The sequence below is a fragment of the Deefgea sp. CFH1-16 genome (assembly GCF_016881365.1).
Classification (GTDB): domain Bacteria; phylum Pseudomonadota; class Gammaproteobacteria; order Burkholderiales; family Chitinibacteraceae; genus Deefgea.
Genome location: NZ_WLYT01000001.1, coordinates 1,285,016 through 1,302,727, shown reverse-complemented (window position 1 = coordinate 1,302,727; position 17,712 = coordinate 1,285,016). Strand labels below are relative to the sequence as shown.

Annotated in this window: 24 protein-coding genes and 1 pseudogene; 1 reads left to right on the top strand and 24 read right to left on the bottom strand. The window is 48.2% G+C overall.

The window, feature by feature from the left end:
* Positions 1–197 precede the first annotated feature (197 nt).
* The 13 genes from GKO28_RS07165 to hisB form a co-directional block, all read right to left on the bottom strand.
* Complete coding sequence (locus GKO28_RS07165) at positions 198–1,352, bottom strand: PglL family O-oligosaccharyltransferase (protein WP_247646721.1); 1,155 nt, start codon at positions 1,350–1,352, stop codon at positions 198–200.
* Positions 1,276–1,983 carry a hypothetical protein gene (locus GKO28_RS19465; RefSeq protein WP_247646411.1) on the bottom strand — a complete coding sequence of 236 codons (708 nt, stop codon included), beginning with the start codon at positions 1,981–1,983 and terminating at the stop codon, positions 1,276–1,278. The genes GKO28_RS07165 and GKO28_RS19465 overlap by 77 nt, the downstream gene beginning before the upstream one ends.
* Positions 1,984–2,001: 18 nt before the next feature.
* Complete coding sequence (gene tatC, locus GKO28_RS07160; RefSeq protein ID WP_182075812.1) at positions 2,002–2,733, bottom strand: twin-arginine translocase subunit TatC; 732 nt, start codon at positions 2,731–2,733, stop codon at positions 2,002–2,004.
* Positions 2,734–2,812: 79 nt separating this feature from the next.
* The gene (locus GKO28_RS07155) at positions 2,813–3,184 is read right to left on the bottom strand and encodes a twin-arginine translocase TatA/TatE family subunit (protein ID WP_203563987.1); all 372 of its coding nucleotides are present in this window, start codon (positions 3,182–3,184) and stop codon (positions 2,813–2,815) included.
* Positions 3,185–3,253: 69 nt separating this feature from the next.
* On the bottom strand, positions 3,254–3,466 hold the full coding sequence (gene tatA, locus GKO28_RS07150) for a Sec-independent protein translocase subunit TatA (protein WP_182075810.1): 213 nt from the start codon (positions 3,464–3,466) through the stop codon (positions 3,254–3,256).
* A gap of 109 nt (positions 3,467–3,575) precedes the next feature.
* Complete coding sequence (locus GKO28_RS07145; protein WP_182075809.1) at positions 3,576–3,905, bottom strand: histidine triad nucleotide-binding protein; 330 nt, start codon at positions 3,903–3,905, stop codon at positions 3,576–3,578.
* Positions 3,906–4,022: 117 nt separating this feature from the next.
* Entirely contained in the window at positions 4,023–4,343 is a 321-nt protein-coding gene (locus GKO28_RS07140; protein ID WP_173532549.1) for a phosphoribosyl-ATP diphosphatase, read from the bottom strand.
* Positions 4,344–4,425: 82 nt separating this feature from the next.
* On the bottom strand, positions 4,426–4,830 hold the full coding sequence (gene hisI / locus GKO28_RS07135) for a phosphoribosyl-AMP cyclohydrolase (protein ID WP_182075808.1): 405 nt from the start codon (positions 4,828–4,830) through the stop codon (positions 4,426–4,428).
* Entirely contained in the window at positions 4,827–5,594 is a 768-nt protein-coding gene (gene hisF, locus GKO28_RS07130; protein ID WP_173532547.1) for an imidazole glycerol phosphate synthase subunit HisF, read from the bottom strand. Before hisF ends, hisI begins: the two co-directional genes overlap by 4 nt.
* Before the next feature lie 29 nt (positions 5,595–5,623).
* Complete coding sequence (locus tag GKO28_RS07125; protein WP_182075807.1) at positions 5,624–5,962, bottom strand: hypothetical protein; 339 nt, start codon at positions 5,960–5,962, stop codon at positions 5,624–5,626.
* 17 nt (positions 5,963–5,979) lie between these two features.
* Positions 5,980–6,720 (bottom strand): 1-(5-phosphoribosyl)-5-[(5-phosphoribosylamino)methylideneamino]imidazole-4-carboxamide isomerase, encoded by a 741-nt coding sequence (hisA, locus tag GKO28_RS07120; protein ID WP_173532545.1) that lies wholly within the window; start codon positions 6,718–6,720, stop codon positions 5,980–5,982.
* Between the two features lie 113 nt (positions 6,721–6,833).
* The gene (hisH, locus tag GKO28_RS07115; protein WP_182075806.1) at positions 6,834–7,478 is read right to left on the bottom strand and encodes an imidazole glycerol phosphate synthase subunit HisH; all 645 of its coding nucleotides are present in this window, start codon (positions 7,476–7,478) and stop codon (positions 6,834–6,836) included.
* Positions 7,479–7,610: 132 nt separating this feature from the next.
* Entirely contained in the window at positions 7,611–8,204 is a 594-nt protein-coding gene (gene hisB / locus GKO28_RS07110; RefSeq protein ID WP_173532543.1) for an imidazoleglycerol-phosphate dehydratase HisB, read from the bottom strand.
* 331 nt (positions 8,205–8,535) lie between these two features.
* On the opposite strand from hisB, the gene GKO28_RS07105 reads away from it, so the two are divergent.
* Positions 8,536–9,573 (top strand): hypothetical protein, encoded by a 1,038-nt coding sequence (locus GKO28_RS07105; RefSeq protein ID WP_203563986.1) that lies wholly within the window; start codon positions 8,536–8,538, stop codon positions 9,571–9,573.
* 105 nt (positions 9,574–9,678) lie between these two features.
* On the opposite strand, the pseudogene hisD reads toward GKO28_RS07105, so the two are convergent.
* The 11 genes and pseudogenes from hisD to GKO28_RS07050 form a co-directional block, all read right to left on the bottom strand.
* Positions 9,679–10,976, bottom strand: a pseudogene (gene hisD / locus GKO28_RS07100) (histidinol dehydrogenase).
* 200 nt (positions 10,977–11,176) lie between these two features.
* The gene (locus GKO28_RS07095; protein ID WP_374220758.1) at positions 11,177–11,668 is read right to left on the bottom strand and encodes a TIGR00645 family protein; all 492 of its coding nucleotides are present in this window, start codon (positions 11,666–11,668) and stop codon (positions 11,177–11,179) included.
* A 163-nt stretch (positions 11,669–11,831) separates the two neighbouring features.
* A complete protein-coding gene (locus GKO28_RS07090) occupies positions 11,832–12,308 on the bottom strand; it encodes an ion channel (protein WP_182075804.1) in 477 nt (158 codons plus the stop codon).
* 6 nt (positions 12,309–12,314) lie between these two features.
* A complete protein-coding gene (gene hisG, locus GKO28_RS07085; protein ID WP_182075803.1) occupies positions 12,315–12,962 on the bottom strand; it encodes an ATP phosphoribosyltransferase in 648 nt (215 codons plus the stop codon).
* Between the two features lie 35 nt (positions 12,963–12,997).
* On the bottom strand, positions 12,998–13,402 hold the full coding sequence (locus tag GKO28_RS07080; RefSeq protein WP_182075802.1) for a DUF4870 domain-containing protein: 405 nt from the start codon (positions 13,400–13,402) through the stop codon (positions 12,998–13,000).
* On the bottom strand, positions 13,402–14,655 hold the full coding sequence (gene murA, locus GKO28_RS07075) for a UDP-N-acetylglucosamine 1-carboxyvinyltransferase (RefSeq protein WP_182075801.1): 1,254 nt from the start codon (positions 14,653–14,655) through the stop codon (positions 13,402–13,404). Before murA ends, GKO28_RS07080 begins: the two co-directional genes overlap by 1 nt.
* Positions 14,656–14,771: 116 nt before the next feature.
* Positions 14,772–14,957 (bottom strand): hypothetical protein, encoded by a 186-nt coding sequence (locus GKO28_RS07070; RefSeq protein WP_173532536.1) that lies wholly within the window; start codon positions 14,955–14,957, stop codon positions 14,772–14,774.
* Positions 14,957–15,199 (bottom strand): BolA family protein, encoded by a 243-nt coding sequence (locus GKO28_RS07065; RefSeq protein ID WP_173534600.1) that lies wholly within the window; start codon positions 15,197–15,199, stop codon positions 14,957–14,959. The genes GKO28_RS07070 and GKO28_RS07065 overlap by 1 nt, the downstream gene beginning before the upstream one ends.
* A gap of 56 nt (positions 15,200–15,255) precedes the next feature.
* Positions 15,256–16,011, bottom strand: a complete 756-nt coding sequence (locus tag GKO28_RS07060) for an ABC transporter permease (RefSeq protein WP_182075800.1) — start codon at positions 16,009–16,011, stop codon at positions 15,256–15,258.
* A gap of 44 nt (positions 16,012–16,055) precedes the next feature.
* Positions 16,056–16,946, bottom strand: a complete 891-nt coding sequence (locus GKO28_RS07055) for an ABC transporter ATP-binding protein (protein WP_182075799.1) — start codon at positions 16,944–16,946, stop codon at positions 16,056–16,058.
* On the bottom strand, positions 16,947–17,708 hold the full coding sequence (locus GKO28_RS07050) for a VacJ family lipoprotein (protein ID WP_182075798.1): 762 nt from the start codon (positions 17,706–17,708) through the stop codon (positions 16,947–16,949). It lies immediately after the preceding gene.
* Positions 17,709–17,712 lie beyond the last annotated feature (4 nt).

Here is a 17,712-nt window from a genome sequence, read left to right as displayed (position 1 = left end):
GCAACAGATTGCAGTGTTGTTCGCTAGCAAAAGGCAAATCGGTTGCTCTGCGTTCAGTTAAAAATGCAGATTGATTGATCTGCAGATAGTTATAAAAAAAGGCCGGTTGAATGATCTGCAGTCAGTTATAAAAAAGGCCGGTTGAATGATCTGCAGATAGTTATAAAAAAGGCAGATCAAATGATCTGCCTATGTATTTAGTTGACGGTTTCTTCCTCAGGCGGGGTTGGGCGCTTTAATTTGAAATCGAGGTTGCGGTTAAAAAACTCGCGTCCTTCATCGACTTCTTTTACCAAGGCGCGCACTGCCGGTTCATCAAATTTAAATAAGGTTTCGTAAAAATAATCATAGCTTTCTGGATAAGCAAAAGCCGCTTGGCGCATGAGCTGCTGGGCAAGGGCTTGATTGCCATTGAGTGCTTCCATCACGGCTTGATCGGTCATTTGCCCAGGGTAAGGGCGAATCGCGTTGAGATTGCGTAAGATGCCAAGCTTCCAAGGCATTTCGCTCTTGCTGGCGACGATGTAATTAGATAAACCAAAGTCAGCATAAAAGTCGATTAACGGATTGCTGCGTAGGCCTTCTAAAGTTTGAATTCGCGCTGCGTTGATTTTTTCGTCTTTGGCGGGATCCATAATCGGGTAAATCTTGAGATATAGCTGTGCGCCGAGCACCGAAATTGTCAGTGCCATCGCCGCCCAGATGGTCCAGCTGATTCGCGCTGCGATCGCTGGCACTTGGCATTGTGGCCCATCGCTGCGCAACAAGAGTAGCGCGACAACAAAGGGACCTAGGAAGTGGAAATACCACAGTGGATATTCCACCAAGCTATGCAAAATCGATACGATGGCCAGTGCCGCACCAAACACCACCACCGGTTGATTCCAGTTGCGCCATAAATTAGCAAACGCCCAAGTGATCCCTGCTACGATGATCGCAGTAGCAAAAATGCCGGTTTCAGCGAGTAAATTCAGCACTGAATTATGCGCGTGAGTAAATAAAACACTCTCAGAGACAATGGCAAATTCGGGCCGAACTTGCAGCGCAATACTTTGCGCGCCATATGCGCCCCAGCCCAGTCCAAGCCATGGATGCTGCAAGAAAGCTAACCAAGCTTTTTCCCATTCAACCAAGCGGCGTGAGCCATTAGAATCAATGCGATCCAAGCCCGTTGGCACTTCATTTTTGGCTTTGAGTAGCGCTTGCAGTAATTCATTCACTAGCGGCGCTAAAAATTGCATCACAATGATTAAAACAGCAGCAATACTCAGTGCTTTACCAAATTGACGAACGATCTCGCCACCGCGCCACCACAAGAATAAACCCGCCGGTAGCCATGCAACGGCGTACAAAAATGGCGAACGTGAGCCACAAAATGCCAATGACAACGCCAACCACGGTGCAACAATCCAAAACATCCACTTTGGCAGCTCGTCTTTTTGCGTGACTAAATATGCCGCGCTCGCAAGGCCCCAAGCCAGATAATGCCCATACATATTTTTTTTGGCCGATGTTGCCAAAAATCAGTCGTGGGCCTTCTTGTACCAATTGCATAATTTGTGGCACTGCGAGGCCAGAATTAAAGATGGCGCCAGCAAGTAAACCCCAGGCAAACATGGTGACAATACTTTGCGAGCCGTAGACCGCCATCGCGCGCGATAAAGACCAAGCCAGCATCCCGGCACCCAGTGCATAGACCACAGGATAAACGACTTCGGTGGCGTAATACGGCTGAATAATGGCCGCTTGTATCCCAATAAAACTGGCAAAAGCCAGCCAAAATAGACTAGTCCACGGTGGATTGATTTTGTCTTTGTGATCACTTGGAATAAAGGCACAAGTGAGCGTAATCAACACGCATAACACAAAGGCGGCTAGCTCAGATGGGAAAACGGGATTGGGATTCCAGCGAAAAGGAATCCCACACGGCACGGCGGCAAACAAAAAGAGCAAGGTCTGCAATAGGCGCAGTTGAATCGGCATAATGAACTCAGAGAAAAATCAAACGGGTACGACCGCTTTGGGGCGAAATAACATGGCTGCAATAAAAACGCCCAGCTCGTAGAGCAAACACAGTGGAATCGCGAGCATCAATTGCGATACGACATCGGGCGGCGTAACAATGGCAGCAATGACAAAAGCGCCGACAATGACATAAGAGCGAATTTCACGCAATTTTGCGATGGAGACTACGCCCATTTTGACCAATACAATCACAGCAATCGGCACTTCAAAAGTCACGCCAAAGGCCAAAAACATGCCAATGGCAAAATCAAGGTATTCGCCAGAGTCAGGCAGCCATTGCATGCTGGCAGGTACAACCGAGACAATAAACTTAAACACCACGCCAAAAACCAGAAAATATGCAAAGGCCATGCCCAGAAGAAACAACAGGCTGGAGGCGATGATTAAAGGAATAATGAGCTTTTTTTCATGCTGATACAGACCGGGCGCAATAAAAGCCCAAGCTTGAAATAAAGTGTGCGGCAAGGTAATGACAAAAGCCACTAAGGCGGCGATTTTAACTTGCACCATAAACGGCGAGGCAATGCCAATTGTGACCAGTTTTTGGCCGGGAAGTACCGTCGCTAATGGGGCAACGAGTAAATCGTAAAGTTGCGCCGAAAAAGCAAAGGCAACGATAAAGCCCAGCAAAAAAACCAGTACGCCGCGAACTAGGCGGGTGCGCAACTCTAATAAATGGCTAAATAAAGGCTGTAGATTATCGATCATGTCTTTTTCGCTGTCGGCAAGGGTTGGGTCTATTCACTGCCGCAAGTTGATGAACTCAGTGATTCATCGTTCATTGAGGTTAGCGCCGATCGCGATAGGCACTATTGGGGAGTGCTGGCAAAGTTTCGATGGCGTGCTCAAGGGCGGCGCTGCTGTCCTCATCACTGCCTGTCGGTGGCATTTGTGCGCCTTCGGCTAGCATAGCGGCGGCGTCGGCAAAGGGCTGATGAATTGAATTACGTAAATCATCAGTCCCTTCGCGCAATTGAGTCTCTAGTTTGGCGAGTTCGCCCATTTGCATTTCTTGGTGGATTTCAGATTTCACATTGGCGATAAAGCGCTGCAAGCGGCCCAGCAGCATGCCGGCCGTTCTTGCAACTTTAGGCATGCGTTCCGGCCCCACCACAATCAATGTGACAGCACCAATGACTAATAACTCACCAAAACTCATGTCAAGCACAGGCATTACCGAAAAAAGCGGGGTGAATAAAAATAGCGAAAACCTGAGTGCCAAGCACGCTTAAGGTTTGTCGTTATCAATGACACGACCGACTTCTTTTTCTGCTGGTTTTTTGGCGTCAGCTTCAGCTTGTTCGCCATCTTTTAAACCATCTTTAAAGCCTTTGACTGCTGAGCCTAAGTCTTTACCGACTGAGCCTAATTTTTTGGTGCCAAAAACCAAGATGATAATGACCAGTACCACTAACCAATGCCAAATACTAAATGAACCCATGATATGCCTCGATAAGTAGAGAGGGCGATTGATCGCCGATAAGTGCTAAATTTCTGTATCAATACAAATAGATATATTGATACAGGGTAATTAATCTGCGTCTGAGCGTCTATGACTCTTCTGGGGTACCCAAGACATGTAAATGTAAGTGATACACTTCTTGCCCGCCGGCTTCACCGGTATTGATCGCTGTTTTAAAGCCGGCTTGTAAGCCTTGTTCACGCGCAATGTGGGGTACGCGTGCCAAAAGTTTACCCAGTAAAACTTGATCTTGTTCGGTGCAGCCAAGTAAAGAGTCAATATGTTGCTTCGGAATGACTAAAAAATGTACTGGGGCTGCTGGGCGAATATCGTTAAAAGCGATGAGATCATCGTCTTCATAAATGATTTTCGCAGGAATCTTTTTGCCAACAATTTTACAAAATAAACAATCGCTCATTGTGCTTCCCATTAGACCTAAGTAGATAAGCAAAAGTTTTCGTGCATCGCAGCCTTGCCAAATGTTAACGTCAATTTTCGGCGCTTAGGCTAGGCGATAAAACTTTTGCACGAGTGCTTATTTACGTGCCGCTTTTTCATCAATACCCGAAATGCCTTCACGTCTTGCTAATTCGGCCAGTACATCTTCATGGCTTAAGCCTTGATGTGCCAGCAAAACCATAGTGTGAAACCATAAATCAGCAACTTCTCGCACCAAATGCAGTTTGTCGCCATCTTTAGCCGCCATAATGGTTTCGACTGCTTCTTCGCCGATTTTCTTGAGGATTTCATCGGTGCCTTTATGATACAGCTTGGCAACGTATGACGAAGTTGGATCAGCTAAACGACGCTCAGCCAGCGTAGTCGATAGACGTTCAAGAATTTCAGCGGAAACCATAGCGAGCTCCATACAGCAAACATGAGGGATTATATTGCGCTTACGTTACAAGTTCGTGGCAATTGTAACGGTGTGAGATTTTTTAATGTTGATGATTCGCACCATAAATCGACTTGGGATCTTTTAAAACTGCTTCGGAAACAACCCATTGGTCATTTTGCAGAGTGCGGAAAAAGCAGCTTTCACGGCCGGTATGACAAGCGATGCCACCTTCTTGGCGAATTTTATAAATCAGTACATCACCATCGCAATCGAGCTCAATGGCTGATACGTGTTGAAAATGTCCTGATTCTTCGCCTTTGTGCCAAAGTTTTTGCCGTGATCGAGTCCAATAATGGGCGGTATGTCGCTCGGCAGTAAGTGCAACGGCCTCTCTATTGGCATACGCAAACATCATGACCCGTCCTGATGTTTCGTCTTGGGCGATGACCGGCACTAGGCCTTTGTCATCCCACTGGATTTCATCTAGCCAAAGTGGCTGGCTCATAAACGCACCTCAATGCCTGCTGCTTGCATGGCGAGCTTAGCGTCTCGAACTGAGTATTCGCCAAAATGGAAGATGCTCGCCGCCAATACCGCATCGGCATGGCCTTGCTTCACGCCATCGACCAAATGCTGCAAATTACCTACGCCACCCGAGGCGATAACTGGAATATTGACCGCATCAGATACGGCACGCGTTAGTGGCAGATTGAAGCCGATCTTGGTGCCATCTCTATCCATGCTGGTGAGTAAAATTTCACCGGCGCCAAGTTGCTGCATTTTTAGCGCCCATTCCACCGCATCGAGCCCGGTTGCACGGCGACCGCCGTGGGTAAAGACTTCCCAACGGCTATTGGTGGCATCGGTGGCTTTAGCGTCAATGGCCACCACAATGGCTTGGCTACCAAAACGGCTAGCGGCTTGTTCGACCACTTCGGGATTGGTCACCGCCGTGGTATTGATGCTGACTTTATCGGCGCCAGCGTTGAGTAAACGACGCACGTCGTCAGGAACGCGAACGCCACCGCCAACGGTGAGCGGGATAAAAACTTGCGATGCAACTGCTTCGATGACGTGCAAAATTAAATCGCGGTTGTCGCTTGAAGCGGTAATGTCGAGAAAGGTCAGCTCGTCAGCGCCTTGTGCGTCATAACGGCGCGCAATTTCGACAGGGTCTCCGGCATCACGTAATTCGAGGAAGTTGACGCCTTTGACGACACGGCCAGCAGTGACATCAAGGCAGGGAATAATACGTTTGGCTAAAGGCATTTTATTTCCGTGCGGTGAGGCACCGCAGATTAATCGAGTTGTTGCTGTTTCCAGTTTTCCCAAATGGCGGCCGCAGCTTCAGCGTATTGGCTGCGGCTGCCAGCAAATTCTGGCGTAAACCATTGGGTGAAAACATTAAAAAGAAGTTGTTGCACGTCGTCGACGTTCAAGCACTGCGGTAGACTGCGTAAAATACTACCTACTTCTGGCGCATAACCTTCCGGCTCGCTCACTAGCGAAATCATCATCGGGTCATATTCAAACAAAATCTGGCAAACCTCGGCAAACCACTTGGGGTTATTGGCGCGAATCCAATCACCCGTTTTTCTTTCGTCATTTGCCCAATTGAACCAGTCTGGTTTTTCCATGCGCCCTCGCTGACGATTTAGGCGGAAAGCTCATCCGCTAAGTCTTGTGCCTTGGCAAAATCGATGGTGCCTTCATAAATAGCACGGCCAGTGATCACACCTTCGATGCCTTCATCGGCCACTTCGCATAATTTACGCACATCGTCCAAATTAGTTAGACCGCCAGAAGCAATGACTGGGATGGTTAAAGCTTGGGCTAATTTGACCGTGGCTTCGATATTCACCCCAGACAACATGCCATCACGGCCGATATCGGTGTAAATAATGCTTTCAACGCCGTAGCCTTCAAAGCGTTTTGCCAAATCAATCACATTGTGGTCGGTGACTTTAGCCCAACCATCAGTGGCCACCATGCCGTCTTTGGCATCTAGACCGACAATGATTTGACCCGGAAAGGCATCACACGCTTCGTGTAAAAACCCCGGTTGTTTGATTGCGGCGGTACCAATAATGACGTAATCAATCCCGGCATCCAGATACATTTCGATGGTTTCCAGCGAGCGAATGCCGCCCCCCAATTGCACCGGCACTTCGCCATTGATTGCCGCGAGGATTTTTTTTACCGCAGCCAAATTTTTTGGCTTACCCGCAAACGCACCGTTTAAATCGACTAAATGCATCCGACGCGCACCTTGATCGAGCCAATGACTAACGAAGCTTGCTGGATCGTCAGAAAATACGGTGGCATCGTTCATTTCACCTTGGCGCAGGCGTACGCACTGGCCATCTTTTAAATCAATTGCAGGAATAATCAGCATGATGTTAGCGTGTAAAAGTAAAAGAGTCGTTAATAGGTCAAAGCCAAGTAAGCAGTATAGGTTAAAACTAACTGAATTGAGCGAAGCGATTGCAAACTGAATATCTGCTTAGCTTATTGCTTACCATTCCAATGCACAAAATTTCTTAATAATTGCAGCCCAGCAGTGTGGCTTTTTTCGGGGTGGCATTGGATGGCAAAAATATTATCTTTAGCAATTGCCACGGCAAAACGATTGGGATAACTGGTTTCAATGATGGTGTCGTGTGGTTCGGCCGGCGCAAAATGATAGCTGTGAACGAAGTAAAAGCGCTCTTTGTCAGCAATGCCAGCCCATAGTGGGTGATCTTGCACAATGAATGTTTCATTCCAGCCCATATGCGGCACTTTGAGTTTTTGGCCGTGCTCATCATGCATATTTTCGGGCTTGAACTTAATCACCTTGCCTTTAAAAACGCCAAGACAATCCATATTGCCTTCTTCACTATGTTCAAACAATAACTGTGCACCAACGCAAATGCCTAAAAAAGGCTTGCTTGCCGCAGCATCGAGTACAGCTTGTTTTAAACCGCTGGCCTCGAGTTCACGCATACAATCGGGCATGGCACCTTGGCCAGGAAAGACCACTTTATCTGCGCTAGCCACAACAGCCGGGTCGGCGGTAAGGATAATCTCGGCTTGCCCTTCGGCAACCAGCTCAAACGCCTTAGTCACCGAATGCAAATTGCCCATGCCGTAATCTACGATTGCTATTTTCATTTTAAATATTTCACCACAGAGGCACAGAGACACAGAGGGAGTAGTGGAAAAACAAAAACGATTGAGTGTTCATTGGTCGTCTTGGTTTATCTCTGCGCCTCTGTGTCTCTGTGGTTAATGTTTTTAGCCAAATTAGCCGACTAGCGTGCCCTTGGTCGATGGTGTGATGCCCGCCATGCGGGGGTCGTGCTCAACGGCCATACGCAAAGCACGGCCAAGCGCTTTAAAAATCGTTTCAGCTTGGTGGTGGGCGTTTTTGCCCTTCAGATTGTCGATATGCAAGCTAATCGCAGCATGGTTAACAAAACCACGGAAGAATTCACCAAATAAATCGACATCAAAGCCGCCGATCATTGCGCGGGTGTATTCGCAATCATATTCCAAGCAAGGGCGGCCAGATAAGTCGACCACCACCCGCGAGAGTGCTTCATCCAGTGGCACATAGCTGTGGCCATAACGCACAATGCCTTTTTTATCGCCAACCGCTTGAGCAAAGGCTTGCCCTAACGTAATACCAACATCTTCAACCGTATGATGAGCATCAATATGCAAATCACCAACGGCTTTGATTTCGATATCAAATAGGCCATGGCGAGCGACTTGGTCGAGCATATGTTCAAAAAAAGGTACACCGGTATCAAATTTACTGATTCCCGTGCCGTCTAAATTGAGGGTAATGGTGATTTGAGTTTCTAAGGTATTGCGGCTAACTGTTACTTGGCGCATGAGTCTGTTCTCGAGATTGGCAAAGGGCATTGGGCGGAATGCGCGGACCACGATGATGTCCGTCCTATTCTATCAGAATCCGCCGAATCGTTACGTTCGCCGCCGCGTTTCTTTCTTACAAAAATGAATGGGGGACGAAGCTTGTCGCGGGTCATTCATGTTTAATCTGACACTATTATTTGCCGTGATGACATTTATCTTGGTGCTTCGCTCAAGTAATTCGACCTTGATGACGATAATAAGGCAAATAATCGTCTGTAAACGCCTATTCGTCGGTACTTATACCGCGGATGAATCTGAGTACAACAAATTCAAGAGGTAAATCCATTCTGTGTTTGAGCTGCCTTTAACTGAGCAAGTAGTGCGACAACAGCGCGTATTGGCGGTAAGGCAATCGATGTTTATCGAACCGGAGCGTGCGCGCACGCAGTGTTTGGCGTTGTTAGCTGAAGCGCGGCAAGTGTTTGATGCGTCTTGTTTGATTGATTGCGCTTTGTTGCTCTCGCAAATCGAAGATCAACTCGGAGATGTAAAGCATGCGCTGAGCTGCTTAACAGAAGCATTGGTCTACGCCGAAGAATTTAAGCAAATGCAGCGCACGCCAGAAATTATCGAGCAAATTGGCCGTTGTTATTACTCGCAAGCATGTTACCCCCAAGCGCTTGAGCATTGGCAGCAATGTGCGGTTTTGTGTGGTAAACAAGTCGAGTTTTTAAAAACGCGCAGTTTGGCCTTAATTGGCTTGGGGCAAATTTGTGATGCCGGTGGCGACCATGCATTGGCGGCGAAAATGCACAGTCTAGCGCATGGATTATTGCTGGGGCAGGACGATCCCTTTTTATTGGTTAAGGCCAAAATTAATTGGGCGGTTAATTTAAAAAAGATCGGTGAAATCCCTGCCGCAAAAGCGTTACTGCGCGAAGCTTTGCAGTTATGTTTACAGCAGAAACTGCCACATTATGCGGCGACCAGTTCATATCGTTTGGCTGAAATTAAGCTAGAAACGGGCGATCTAATCACGGCAGAAGATTTAATTGCGGATGGTTTAGCAATTGTTGCTCGCACGCCATATCATTGGGTCGAGGTCAATTTATTGGCGTTATGGGCGCAATTAATGGCCAAAAAAGGGCAGCTGGTATTGGCACTGAGCATTATTCAGCGTGGCCTGCTGATTGCAAAAGCCGATGGTTTACGGCATTTAGAAATGCGTTTAAGTGATCAGGCTGAGCGTTACGCTCGCAGTACTGGCCAGTTTGAATTGGCGGATGATTTTGCGCGTCGAGTGAATTTTATTTTGCTGCATTTAAATGCGGCGATGGTGCCGAATATTTCACCCGATTTGAGTGGTTTGAGTGAATTGCTTGTTTAGGGTATGTGGCTGTAGCACATTTTCTTATTAGTCTATAGCGCAATACTTAAGTTATAAATTGCCAATCTCAACAGCCCCACAGTCGTGATTGCGGGGCTGTTTGCTTTAAGCTTTTAAACGTAGTTCTGCGGCATTAGCGTGTGCTGTTAGGCCTTCACCGTGCGCGAGAACGCTGGCGATTTTGCCTAATTTTTGTGCGCCAGCTTCAGAGACTTTGATCATCGACGAGCGCTTTTGGAAGTCGTACACTCCGAGCGGGCTGGAAAAACGCGCGCTGCGGGCCGTCGGCAATACATGGTTGGGTCCGGCGCAATAGTCGCCCAAGCTTTCTGAGGTAAAAATTGCCCCATAAAAATCGCTCCCGCGTGGCGGATTTGCGGCAATAGTGCGTCTGGATTGGCGACTGACAACTCCAAATGCTCGGGTGCGATGTAATTGCTGATTTCGCAGGCATCAGTTAAGTCTTTCACCAAAATCAGCGCGCCGCGATTAGCCAGTGATGCGCTGATAATATCTTTGCGCGGCTGGCTTGGTAGCAATTTAGCGATGCTGGCTTCAACTTCAGCTAAGTAAGCGGCGTCGGTACACAGCAGAATCGATTGCGCGATTTCGTCGTGTTCGGCTTGGCTAAATAAGTCCATTGTCACCCAATCGGCAGGCGTGGTGCCGTCGGCAATCACCAGAATTTCGGATGGACCGGCCACCATATCAATGCCGACAATCCCAAATACTGCACGTTTGGCGGCGGCGACGTAGGCGTTGCCTGGGCCGGTGATTTTGTCGACTTGCGGAATGGTTTGCGTGCCAAATGCCAATGCGCCTACGGCTTGCGCGCCACCAATGGTAAAGGCACGGCTCACACCGGCCACATACGCCGCACCCAGCACCATATCATTGCGCTCGCCACGTGGCGTTGGCACCACCATGATGATTTCTTGAACGCCAGCAACGTGCGCCGGAATGGCATTCATCAGTACCGACGATGGATACGTTGCTTTGCCACCGGGAACATAAATACCCACGCGATCGAGCGCGGTCACTTGCTGGCCGAGCAGTGTGCCGTCTTCGTCTTGGTATGACCATGACGTCATTTTTTGCTTTTCATGAAAGCTACGCACGCGTGCGGCAGCGGCTTGTAATGCGGCGGCTTGATCGCTTGGTAGGCGTTCAAACGCGGCTTTGAGTTCTTCTTGGCTTAACTCCAAATCGGCCATCGATTGGGCGCTGGTGCCGTCAAACTGATTGGTGTATTCAATCACGGCGGCGTCGCCACGTGCTTTTACATCGGCCAAAATGGCGGCAACGCGAACGTCGACTTGTGGGTCTTGCGAGGTTTCAAACGCCAGCAGTGCGGTGAGTTCAGATTGAAAATCGACGGAAGTAGAATCAAAACGGCGAATCATGGCGTAGACCCAATGCAAGAAAGAATGGCCTTGATTATACCCTGACTTCTCCGTCTATCGGCGGCGATCCAGCTAAATGTCATTTAGGGCCTCAAGCTGAAAATCAGAAGTAATGAAGGCGCGGTACGCCGTTGTTTTTTCGCAATGAGACAAAAAAAGCGCCGTCACAAGGACGGCGCGCTGTATCGATGGGACGGTGCTTAGTGCGGATTAGATACCGAATGCAGCAGTTTATCGGTGTAAGCGAGCGCAGCAGCAGACACGAGGAAAGACAAATGAATAATCACTTGCCATTTCATTGTCGCTTCTGAGGTTTGAGCGGCATTGATAAAAGTCTGCAATAGATGGATCGATGAAATACTGATAATCGCCATCGAAAGTTTGACTTTAAGTACCGTTGCATTCACGTGATCCAGCCATTCAGGTTGGTCTGGATCATTATCAATATGCAGCCGAGAAACAAAGGTTTCGTAACCACCGACAGTCACCATTAGCAATAAATTCGCAATCATGACGACGTCGATCAAACCCAATACGGCGAGCATAATTTGGGTTTCGCTCAATGAGGTTAAATTCATCAGCATATTGTAAAGCGCAGCGAGAAACTTATAAGCGTAAACGCCTTGCACCACGATTAGGCCGAGGTAAATCGGCAGCTGTAGCCAGCGGCTACTAAAAATGATTTTTGAAATAATCGGTGTTTTTTAGATTGGATGCTGTTGAGGGTTTCATTTTACAAGGCCTCATAAATTCTAAGAAGTGGAGTTATTCGTTTTACTGACCGCGTGATCGTCGTTGGGCTCGATTTTGGGTTTACGCGGCGTTTTGGGTTTGGATTGCGGAAAAATCACCCGACTAAAAATGAGCGTCATAAACACGCCAAAATGCGTGGTTCCAATCAGTGATTCGGCAATAAATAGTATTTGTCCTTGTTCTGAAGCACGGCAATAATTCGCCAAAGCCAACGGTAGAAAAAACTTCTGCAGAGAAGTAAATTGCTTGCAGTGCCGTGGGGTTGGCGATGCATTGCTGCGCAGTACCAAACAAAGCAAAATGGTGCCAACCAACAGCAAATACCAAAGCCAAAAAGATATTGCTTAAAATAAATAGCCACACCGCGTGCTCGGGAGTCACCCCTTCGCTTAGGCGCTGCCCCTTGGCAATACTAAAAATAAATGAAAAATAATTGATATAAACAGCAGCAATAAAGAAAACTAGCCCATTGTTGAAATGAGTAAAATTCAGAAATTGCAGCAGCCAAGGCCAGCAAAACATCATTGCTAACGCATAAAAAGGCGCTTTTTTCCAGCTAATCCAGTTTCGCCACTGCATATCGAACTAGTTTTTCCGTTGATTTACAGTGCCAGTAAAGGCATCCAGCATCGGTTGAATCCGCGCTTGTTTGAGTTTGAGTGCCGATTGATTGATCACTAAGCGGCTCGAAATATCGCGAATATGCTCAACGGCCACTAAATCATTGGCTTTGAGCGTGCTACCGGTTGAAACCAAATCCACAATCGCATCGGCCAAACCCACCAAGGGCGCTAATTCCATTGAGCCATACAATTTGATTAAATCGATGTGCACGCCTTTGCTGGCAAAATGTTCTTTAGCTTGTTCGGTGTATTTGGTGGCGATGCGTAAACGCGCGCCTTGTTTCACCGCTTCGGCATAATCAAAGCCATTTTGTACCGCCACCATTAGGCTGCATTTGGCGATTTCTAAATCCAGTGGCTGATACAAACCTTGTCCGCCATGCTCGATGAGCACGTCTTTACCGGCAACGCCTAAGTCGGCCGCGCCGTATTGCACATAAGTTGGCACGTCCGAAGCACGTACGATAATCAGCTGCACATCGGCTTGATTGGTGCCGATAATGAGCTTACGGGTGCTTTCGGGCGCTTCACTTGGCACAATCCCTGCCGCTGCCAATAGGGGGAGCGTTTCTTCAAAAATACGGCCTTTCGATAGCGCGATCGTAATCATTAGGATTTCCTGCAGTGGCGCCAAGCGCCACGGTTTTATTTAAATAGTTTGAGACCGGCAGGGTATTTAGCTGGCCAGCCATTTATGGCTTTGGCCGCTTCCCAAACTGAAAACAAAGAAGCGCCAATGGCAACCCACCAAATAAAAATGGGCGTTTTAAAGAATAAAGTCGCAATCAGCGCCAAGACATAAAAACAAGCCATTAACATTTGAAAGTTACAAATTTGCACCGCGTGTTGTTCAACGAATTCCGAGTGCGCGCGGGCAAATTGCAAACCCAAAAAAGGCACAATCAGCGCCAATACTTGCAGTGGAATAATCGGCAACCAACATAGCCCAGACAAATGTAAAATCACGGCACAGGTTTTTTCTGCCTGTGTGGGTGGCTTGAGTTTGCCGTCGCTATCTTCATCTGCTGGTTTGGGATTGATATTGAACATTAATGAAATCGCTCAATACTTGCGCCAATGCCAGCGAGTTTGGTTTCAATATGCTCATAGCCGCGATCAAGATGGTAGATACGATCGACAATGGTTTCGCCTTCAGCAATCAAACCGGCAATGACTAAGCTGGCAGAAGCGCGTAAATCAGTGGCCATGACGACGGCACCAGAGAGTTTTTCAACGCCGGTGATGATGGCGGTATTGCCTTCGGTATTAATCTTTGCGCCCATGCGAACCAATTCAGGTGCATGCATAAAACGATTTTCAAAAATCGTTTCAGTCACCACGCCGGTGCCTTCAGCAATACAATTGAGCATCATAAACTGCGCTTGCATATCGGTTGGGAAAGCTGGATACGGCAGCGTGCGTAAATTCACTGCGCGCGCGCGATGCTTCATATCCAATGAAATCCAAGTTTCACCGGCTTCGATATAAGCGCCAGCTTCGCGTAGTTTATCTAGTACCGAATCTAGAATGTCAGCGCGGGTATTTTTAAGTAGCACTTTACCTTGGCGCGCGGCGGCAGCGGCGACTAAGAAAGTACCGGTTTCGATACGGTCGGCGATGATGGCGTGTTCTGCGCCATGCAAGCTGGCAACGCCTTCAATGGTAATGGTGTCAGTGCCGTGGCCGGTGATTTTGGCACCCATTTTGATCAGGCATTCCGCCAAATCAACGACTTCGGGTTCACGTGCCGCGTTTTCAATCACAGTAATCCCATCAGCCAGCGTTGCCGCCATCAATAGGTTTTCAGTGCCGGTTACCGTGACCATATCGCAAACAATGCGCGCACCTTTGAGGCGACCTTTGGCTTTGACATAACCGTGCTCGATAATGATCTCAGCACCCATGGCTTCAAGGCCTTTGATATGCTGATCAACAGGGCGCGCGCCAATGGCGCAGCCGCCTGGTAAAGACACTTGGGCTTCACCAAAGCGGGCCAGCGTTGGGCCGAGTACCAAAATTGAAGCGCGCATGGTTTTAACCAATTCATACGGCGCAGTGAGGCTAGTGAGTTCAGCAGCAGTGAGTTCGTACTCGTGGACGTTATCAGTCATCACGCGAACGCCCATGCCTTGTAGCAATTTTTGCGTGGTTTTCACATCGGCCAATTGCGGCACATTGGTCAAACGTAATGTGTCAGCAGTTAGCAAGCAAGCACATAAAATCGGCAGTGCGGCGTTTTTGGCGCCAGAAATAGTAATTTCACCAGCCAGTGGGTGACCACCGATAATTCTTAATTTGTCCATGATTGTATCAATTCTCTAAAAACGAAATAGGCAATGAAATCCGTCGGCTTATGGCTTATGCAGCATCCAATGCGCGATCGCATGCTGCTTGGCAGTGGCTTGACGACGGTGAAGTTTTATTTAAACCAAGTCCACCACACCCAAGCGACAATACCAATGAGCCACGGCAAATTAGTTAGTGCTACTAAACGGCCAACGCTACGGCGATCTTGGGGTTTTTTGGCGTCGATTTTGGCTTGTTCAATAACGGCTTTGGCGTCATCAATGGCCGATAAATCAAAACGTTTATCGGGTTCGGCCATTAACGTTTGGCCATTTCAGCCGGTGTGAGGGTCGCACGCATTGAAATTGCGTGCAGTTCGCCTGAATCGATATAGGATTTTAAGCCATCGTTGATTAAGCGGTGTCGCGCCAATAAACCCAAACCTTCAAAGCGGCTTGAGACAATCGTGGCATAAAAATGATGACCATCGCCTTCAACATCCAGTTGTTCGCAAGGCAGGATTTGGGCAATAAGGGCTTGTACTTGTTCTGGCGTCATGATGCTCTTTAGGGGGTCAAATCGACTCTAGGCGATGAAATTATCGCTGGAGTAAAAAGTTAGCGGCGAATTTTGTATCCCGATTTTATCAAGGAGAAGGCCATTGCGGCGAGAATAAGTAAACTAAATCCGACTACGGACAAAGAAAGCCATGGATTGACATCACTTTGACCAAAAAAACCGTAGCGAAAGCCGTCAATCATATAAAAAACTGGATTAAAGTGCGATACCTTTTGCCAAAATGACGGCAAACTATGAATCGAGTAAAACACGCCAGATAAAAACGTCAGCGGCATAATCAAAAAGTTTTGAAAGGCGGCGAGCTGATCAAATTTTTCGGCCCAAATCCCAGCAATCATGCCCAATACCGCCATAATGCCGCAGCCTAACAGGGCAAAAGTTAAAATCCATAGAGGGTATTTAAGGCTAGGTAAATCAAATATTAGTGCCGTGAGCGATACCCCTAGGCCCACAACCAGTCCACGCACAATTGCGGCTAGTGTATAGGCTGAGAAAAACTCAAAGTGCGACAGCGGTGGCAGCAAAACAAACACCATGCTGCCGGTGATTTTGGATTGAATAATACTCGAGCTGGTATTAGCAAACGCATTTTGCAGCATGCTCATCATCATCAAGCCAGGAATCAAAAACGCGGTATAGCTCACGCCCGCTAAGGGCTGGACGCGATCGGCTAATACTTGTGAAAACACCAACAAGTACATCAATGCCGTTAAAATCGGCGCGGCGACAGTTTGAAAGCCTACCTTCCAAAAACGTAATATTTCTTTATAAAACAGCGTGTAAAAACCGGTCATTGTCGTTGCCTAAGGTCCAGCGGTGAGGGGACGGTTGCGCGCGGTTAAGCACTCATCATTTGAACGAAAATGTCTTCTAAATCAGCTTGGGCAATTTCGATGTCTTTGAGCGTGAGGCCCGCTTGGCGCAAGGTCATTAAAATATGCTCAAGTGCATTGCAGTCTGCCAGTTTGATTTCAAAGCCATTGTCACGCTCGCGCAGTAACAGCGACTGCAAAGCCGCTGGCCATTGCCCGGCTGTGAGTTTGATCAGCGCGGTGCGCGCGGCGCCCCGGCTCATGATTTGTTCTTTGTTTTCTAGCGCCAGTAGGCGGCCTTGCTTGAGCATGGCGATGCGATTACACAGCGTTTGCGCTTCTTCGAGGTAGTGCGTGGTGAGCACAATGGTGTGGCCAGCTTGATTCAGGCTACGAATAAAGGCCCACAATGTTTGCCGTAACTCGACATCGACCCCTGCGGTTGGTTCATCAAGCACGATAACAGGGGGTTTATGCACCAAAGCTTGAGCCACCATAACGCGGCGCTTCATACCCCCAGATAGGGCGCGCATATTGGCGTCGGCTTTACTCGTTAGGCCGAGGTTTTCGAGAATATCGTCAATCCAAGCGCCGTTGTTTTTTAAACCAAAATAACCCGATTGAAATTGCAAGGTTTCGCGCACAGTAAAAAAAGGATCAAACACCAATTCTTGCGGCACGATGCCGACAGCGCGCCGCGCTTGGCGGTAATCGCTGCTGACGTCGTAGCCCATGACGGTGGTGCGTCCTTGGCTGGCTTTGCTCAGGCCAGCAAGAATAGAAATCAACGTCGTTTTGCCGGCGCCATTGGGGCCAAGTAGCGCAAAAAAATCGCCTTCTTCAACGCTAAAGCCAATGTCGTTGAGGGCAGTAAAGTCGCCAAATTTGTTTACTGACTCGATCAAAAGTAATCGCACTCATGGGTTTTCCGCTGCGGCGGCGACAGGTGCACTGGCGCTCAAAGGTTCGGCTGCAGCGTCTAAATCGTCTGCTGAGCCCATAGGTAAAGGAAACGGTGGGTTGCCATCGTGAATTTTAAACCAGCGGCGCTGTAAATAGCTGTCGCGGATAAACGCGTAAGGATCCACTTGCTCATCGATGATTTTGTCTAGCGGTAGGATTTGCGCTCGGGCGTTGACGATGTAGACGCTGTAATAAGTGATTTGTCCGGCTAAATCATCAACGTAATCAATCGGCCCCCAAATAAAGCGCGACAAGGGTTCTACGCTATCGCGTAAGGTAGTCGGGCCATAAAATGGCACCATCAAATAAGGCCCTGTTGGCAGACCCCAATAGCCGAGAGTCTGGCCTAAGTCTTCATTTTGTTTTTCAATCGGTAAATCACTGGCCCAATCAATAAGGCCGCCCACGCCCATGGTTGAATTCACCAAAACGCGGCCAAAGCTTTTAGAGGCCGGCGTGGCTTTGCCTTGCAATAAGGCGGCGGGAATGCTGAATAAATCGTCGATGTTTTCAAAAAAGTTATCCACGCCTTTACGTAGCGGCGGTGGCACAAAACGCACATAGCCTTTGGCTACTGGCCGCAATACCGCATCGTCAACCGCTTTATTCATTTTATAAATGGGGCGGTTGACCGGCTCGAGTGGGTCGTAATTATTTTGCGGCGTTGCACAAGCACCGAGCAGCAATAAAGGGAACACAATCAGGCGGCGTAACATGGCG